Here is a 5,220-nt window from a genome sequence, read left to right as displayed (position 1 = left end):
GGTGCGATGCTGCTGTTCAAAAAGCCCGCCGGCCGCGCGCCCATCGTGCGCGAGATTGTCGAGGCGTATCGGGCGTGCACGCCGGCGCCGCCGTTCAACTATGTCCCGGAGCTGCTTGGTCGGGGCGCGCCCCATTTCCGGGAGGTGACGAGCTGGGACCCCTACTACCACGTCGGGCACCTGGCTCTGCCCGCTCGAGCCTCCTACGACGACCTGTTGCGGCTCGTCGCCGATCTGCACGAGGCGCAACTCGACCGTGACCGGCCGCTCTTTCGCTGCTGGGTGATCGATGGGGTGCCGGACGGAATGTTCGCGATCTACACGAAGACCCATCACTCGATCATCGACGGCGAATCGGGCCTGAAGCGGCTATACGACGGGCTGAGCACGACCGATCGGCGCACCGTCCCGACGCCCGGCTTTGCGCTGGGAACGGCGGAACCCGCGCCGCACCCACCGACGCCGCTCACGGAGCGAATCGCCGACTCGATTCGCGGGGCGATCACGCAGGTCGAGGCGCTCAACCAGGTTTCGGTCGGCGCGCTGCGCAAAGTGCTCGCCGGTCTATTGGGATCTCATCTCGAGGGCAGCCTGCCGTTCGCGGCGCAGCACGCCCCTACCAACGCGCCGCTCAAAATCGGGCGAAGATTCGCGACGCTGTCCCTGCCGCTCGAAGAGATGCACGAGGTGGGCCGGCACTTCGGGGCGACCCTGAACGACGTGGCGGTCACCGTGGTCGACGCGGGGCTGCATGCCTACCTGCGGGAGACGGGCCGCGCCTTCGGGCACCCGTTCATTGCGATGTGTCCGGTGTCGCTGCGCGGCGACGGGGACACGGCGGTCGGCACGCGAGTGTCAGCGATGTTCGCACGACTCGGGGAGCCCGGCGCGAGCGTATCGGAACGCATCCGCCAAGTGGTGGACTCCGTCGCCACATGCAAGAAGGAACTCGGCCGCTTGTCCAACGAGGCGGCGATGACCTACGCCGTCGGGCTCGTCGCGCTCGCCGGCCTGGGGGCCTCCACACACCTGGACCGCGTCGCGCACCCGGCGTGCAACCTCGTGGTTTCCAGCGTGGCGGGCGCCAAGGAGACCCGATACCTCAACGGCGCACGCCTGCTTGGCATCTACCCGGTTTCCGCCCTCGCCGCCTCGATCGGGCTCAACGCCACGTTGGCGTCCTACCACGAGAACATGGACTTCGGGTTCGTCGGCAACAGCGCGGCGTTCGACGACCTACCGCAACTCGCTCGCTGCGCGAGGGAGGCGTACGAGGAGCTGAAAGAGGCGGCGGGACTGCAACCGGCGGGCACTACGCGCGCCTCTTCCTGAACGGCGGCTATCTCCAACCCAAGCCGGTGTAGGAGGATCGACGAATGAAGACCGTGACCTGCACCAATGCCAAGCTCGAGGTGGTCGACACCCCGACCCCGAGCCCGGCGAAGGGTCAGTTGCTGATCGAAGTGCTCAGGTGTGGCATCTGCGGATCGGACCTGCATGCGCGCCACCACTGCGACGAACTCGCCGACGTGATGGCCGAATCGGGGTACGACGCGTTCATGCGATCGAATCAGCACGTCGTCTTCGGTCACGAATTCTGCGGTGAGGTGGTCGATTACGGCCCGGGAACGCGCAAGGCCCCGCGGCGCGGCACACCGGTCGTGGCCCTGCCGCTGCTGCGGCGGGGCAAAGAGGTGCACGGGATCGGGCTGTCGACAATGGCCCCGGGCGCCTACGCCGAGCAGCTCCTCGTCGAACAGTCGCTGACGTTGCCCGTCCCCAACGGGTTGTCCCCTGAGGTGGCCGCGCTCACCGAGCCGATGGCCGTCGGGTGGCACGCGGTCCGGCGCGGCGAGGTGGGCAAGGGCGACGTCGCGATCGTCATCGGCTGCGGGCCGATCGGCCTGGCGGTGATCTGCATGCTGAAGGCGCACGGGGTGCGCACCGTGATCGCGAGCGACTTTTCACCGGGTCGGCGCGCGCTCGCCACCACCTGCGGCGCAGACGTCGTCGTCGATCCTGCGCAGGACTCGCCTTTTACGACGGGCGCCGGCAAGGGGCACATGCAAAGCATCCTGGAAGCGTTCGACCTCGCAGTCGGCACGCTGGAGAAGCTGCAACGACTGCGGTTGCCCTGGTGGCATGTTTGGCGCGCCGCTGAGGCGGCCGGCGCCGCGACGCCCAAGCACCCCGTCATCTTCGAATGTGTCGGCGTCCCAGGCATTATCGACGGCATCATCGCGAGCGCGCCGCTGTTCTCGCGCGTGGTCGTGGTGGGCGTCTGCATGGGCTCAGACCACATCCGGCCGGCGATGGCGATCAACAAAGAGATCGACGTGCGGTTCGTGCTCGGCTACACCCCGCTCGAGTTCCGCGACACGCTGCACATGCTCGCCGACGGCAAGGTCGATGCCACGCCGCTGATCACCGGGAAGGTCGGGCTACCCGGTGTCGGCGCCGCGTTCGATGCGCTCGGTGACCCCGAAGCGCACGCGAAGATCCTGATCGACCCCAAGAGCGACGCCGCGAGCCCGGGCCGGGGCCGGACGTGACGACGAGCCATGCGCCGGTGGAGTCAGCGTTTGCGGCGTATCCGTGACGGGTCGACAAGCTCCGACTGCACCAGCGCGTCGTCGATGAATCGCTGTACCGGCCGGGAACGGAAGAACCCGGTGTGGCCGCCGGAGTACCAGTGGATCTGGGGTCGGCCCCAGTGCTGCCAGAGCCGGGTGACCTGGTCGCGTGGATGCACCAGCCTGTCGGCGATGCCGGCGTAGATGAAGCGGCCCATTCGACATGCGTGGGCACGAGATCGAGTGTCAGTCAGCCTAATGTCTCTGGACCGGCGTGGCCGCCACGGTCGACGATCTCGCCCTTTCGACGTCGTGCACGTGCGGGGCGGTGCTGTTGATCGTGACCGAGTTCGTTTCGCAGCACCTTGCCGCTGGGATTACGCGGGATCGCGGCGACGACGGCGATGTCCCGCGGTTGTTCGAAGCGAGACACCCTGTCCTTCAGATACTCCCGCAGTCTGGCATCGTCGATGTCGGCGCCCGGACGGGCGACGACGAAGGCCGCGAGCCGCTGGCCGAAGTCCTCGTCCGGAACACCGATCACCGCGTGGTCGGTCACGTCGGGATGTTCGCCAAGGGCGTTCTCAACCGCGCGGGGGTAGACGTTCTCGCCGCCGGAGACGATCATGTCGTCTTCGCGGCCGACGATGAACAGCCGCCCGGCCTCGTCGAAGTAGCCCATGTCCCCGGTGGCCGTCATCTTGGCGACCACATCCCTGCCACCGCCGCCGCTGTAGCCGTCGAATGTCAGGCCACCACCGACGAACACCCGCCCGGTGACGTGCGGCCCGACGGGACTGTCGTTCTCGTCGAGAATCTCGACCGGACAGCCGGCAACCGGCCTGCCGACGGTTTCCGGTGTCTCCCGTAGATCGGTGGGTGTCGCAAGCGAACCGATGGCGACCTCCGAGGAGCCGTAGCCGTTGTAGAGGATCTCGCCGTAGGCGTCCATGAACCGCTGAGCCAGGCTCGGGTCCAGGCGTGCCCCGGCGGTGATCGCCACGCGCAGCGACGGAACCGGGTTTCGCTCCCGCACCTCGTCCGGAAGGTCGAGAATCCGGGCGAGCATGACCGGGACCGCGGCGAGCACGTGCGCGCGATGCAACGACGCCTGCGCGAGCGTTGCTTCGGCGTCGAACCGCCGTCTTGTCAGCAGCGTGCCGCCGAGTATCACCGTGAGCAACACCATCCCGAACCCGAACGCGTGAAACATGGGCACCGGCACGACAATTCGGCTTCCGGCGCGCAACCCGATGCGGTCGAGGAACACGACTCCAACACCCAGTGCCGGGGTGATACTGGGTGTACGCGGCACACCCTTGGGCGTGCCCGTCGTGCCGGACGTCAGGAGCACGAACCGACCGCGCGGCCCGGCCTTCGGCCGTGGCTCGCGCTCGTCGATCTCGAGCGCCGCGAGATCGACGACGGCAACCGCCTCGTCTGCCGCGCGCACCCGGTCGGCGAATTCGTCGTCACAAATCACGGTTTGGATCCGGTGCGCGCCCAACGCGGTCGCCAGCGCGTCGGTGCGGAACTCGGTGTTGAGCAACACCACGTCGGCACCGACCGACGCCGCCGCGAACATCGCCTGCATGAAGGCGCGCCCGTTACGGCACAGGATGCCGACCGCGACCCCGGGTCCGATGCCGTGGCGGCAGACCAGTGCGGCCGCGAGGGATTCGGTGCGGGACTGCAGCTGGCCGTAGCTCAGCGCGCCGTCATCGTCGATCACCGCGGTCCGGTCCGGCCAGCGAGCCGCCGCGATCGCCATCACGGTAGCCAGGGTCGCGCCGCCTCGAACCGCCTCACGCACGATGCGGAACATCGTCCGCGGCCCGGCGGGCGCAAACAATCCCGATCGCAGCACCACCCGGGCCGCGCTGGTCACGATAATCGCCGCCGTCATTCCTCAATCCCAAGGGCGCTTGGGGAATCGGTGGAGAACCGATACATCAATCCCATCCCGATCCCGACCGGCCCGGGCAGGAGCGTCGAGCTGATTTCCATCGGCCGCACCCACCACGGCTGCACACTGCCGGGCCGGTCGATGATCGCCTTCGCGACGATGTCGGCCGCCTGCTCCGCAGACAGGCCCGGCATTCTGCGCAGGATCGGCGTGGGTTCGCTCATGGGGGTGTGCACCAACGTCATGTACACCGAGGTGACCTGCACGCCGTCGGCGCGCAGTTCCGGTTCCACGCTGCGCAACCACACATCGAACGCGCTCTTGGACGCCAGGTAGGCGCCCCAGCGCGGGCCTGGTGCGGTGAGCACACCGATCGTCGAAACGCTCACGATGTGCCCGCTGCCGCGGCGCCTCATCGCGGGAAGCAGCCCGAGCAGCAACCGGACCGGGCCGAGGTAGTTGACGCCGATCGTGCGCTCGAAATCCTGCGGCCGGTCGTACTGCAGATGCAGCGACCGCCGGATGGACTTGCCGGCATTGCTGACAACGATGTCCATCGGGCCGTGGTTTTCGGTGAGCCTCTCCGCCAGTGCGGCGACCGCTGTCAGGTCTGTGAGATCGGTCGGGTACGCGGCCGCGCTGCCGCCGCCCGCGTTGATCGACGCCGCGAGGGCTGTCAGCCTGTCCGCAGAGCGGGCAACCAGCAGCACGGTCGCGCCGGCCGCCCCGAGCTTGCGCGCG

Annotated in this window: 4 protein-coding genes and 1 pseudogene; 2 read left to right on the top strand and 3 right to left on the bottom strand. The window is 68.3% G+C overall.

The features are described 5' to 3' along the window. Both ACLP4W_RS20950 and ACLP4W_RS20945 read left to right on the top strand, forming a co-directional pair. The coding region (locus ACLP4W_RS20950; RefSeq protein ID WP_442389226.1) for a wax ester/triacylglycerol synthase domain-containing protein at positions 1-1,332 on the top strand (1,332 nt) is incomplete at its 5' end. 44 nt (positions 1,333-1,376) lie between these two features. Further along, entirely contained in the window at positions 1,377-2,552 is a 1,176-nt protein-coding gene (locus ACLP4W_RS20945) for a zinc-binding dehydrogenase (RefSeq protein ID WP_442378820.1), read from the top strand. 23 nt (positions 2,553-2,575) lie between these two features. Here ACLP4W_RS20945 and ACLP4W_RS20940 read toward each other — a convergent pair. From ACLP4W_RS20940 to ACLP4W_RS20930, 3 genes and pseudogenes are all read right to left on the bottom strand, one after another. Then, positions 2,576-2,788 (bottom strand): annotated as a pseudogene (locus ACLP4W_RS20940) (hypothetical protein); the annotation flags it as partial. Between the two features lie 35 nt (positions 2,789-2,823). After that, entirely contained in the window at positions 2,824-4,479 is a 1,656-nt protein-coding gene (locus ACLP4W_RS20935) for an AMP-binding protein (protein WP_442378818.1), read from the bottom strand. Beyond that, positions 4,476-5,220: SDR family NAD(P)-dependent oxidoreductase (locus ACLP4W_RS20930; protein WP_442389223.1), on the bottom strand; the 745-nt coding region annotated here is incomplete at its 5' end. The genes ACLP4W_RS20930 and ACLP4W_RS20935, both read right to left, overlap by 4 nt.

The organism is Mycobacterium sp., from assembly GCF_052145595.1.
Classification (GTDB): domain Bacteria; phylum Actinomycetota; class Actinomycetes; order Mycobacteriales; family Mycobacteriaceae; genus Mycobacterium.
Note: the sequence above shows the minus strand (reverse complement) of the source record. Positions and strands in the feature narration are given on the sequence as shown.

Excerpts from the sequence above, each read along its gene's own strand:
- ACLP4W_RS20945 (WP_442378820.1), top strand. The coding sequence starts at position 1,377 with ATGAAGACCGTGACCTGCACCAATGCCAAGCTCGAGGTGGTCGACACC.
- ACLP4W_RS20935 (WP_442378818.1), bottom strand. The coding sequence starts at position 4,479 with ATGACGGCGGCGATTATCGTGACCAGCGCGGCCCGGGTGGTGCTGCGA.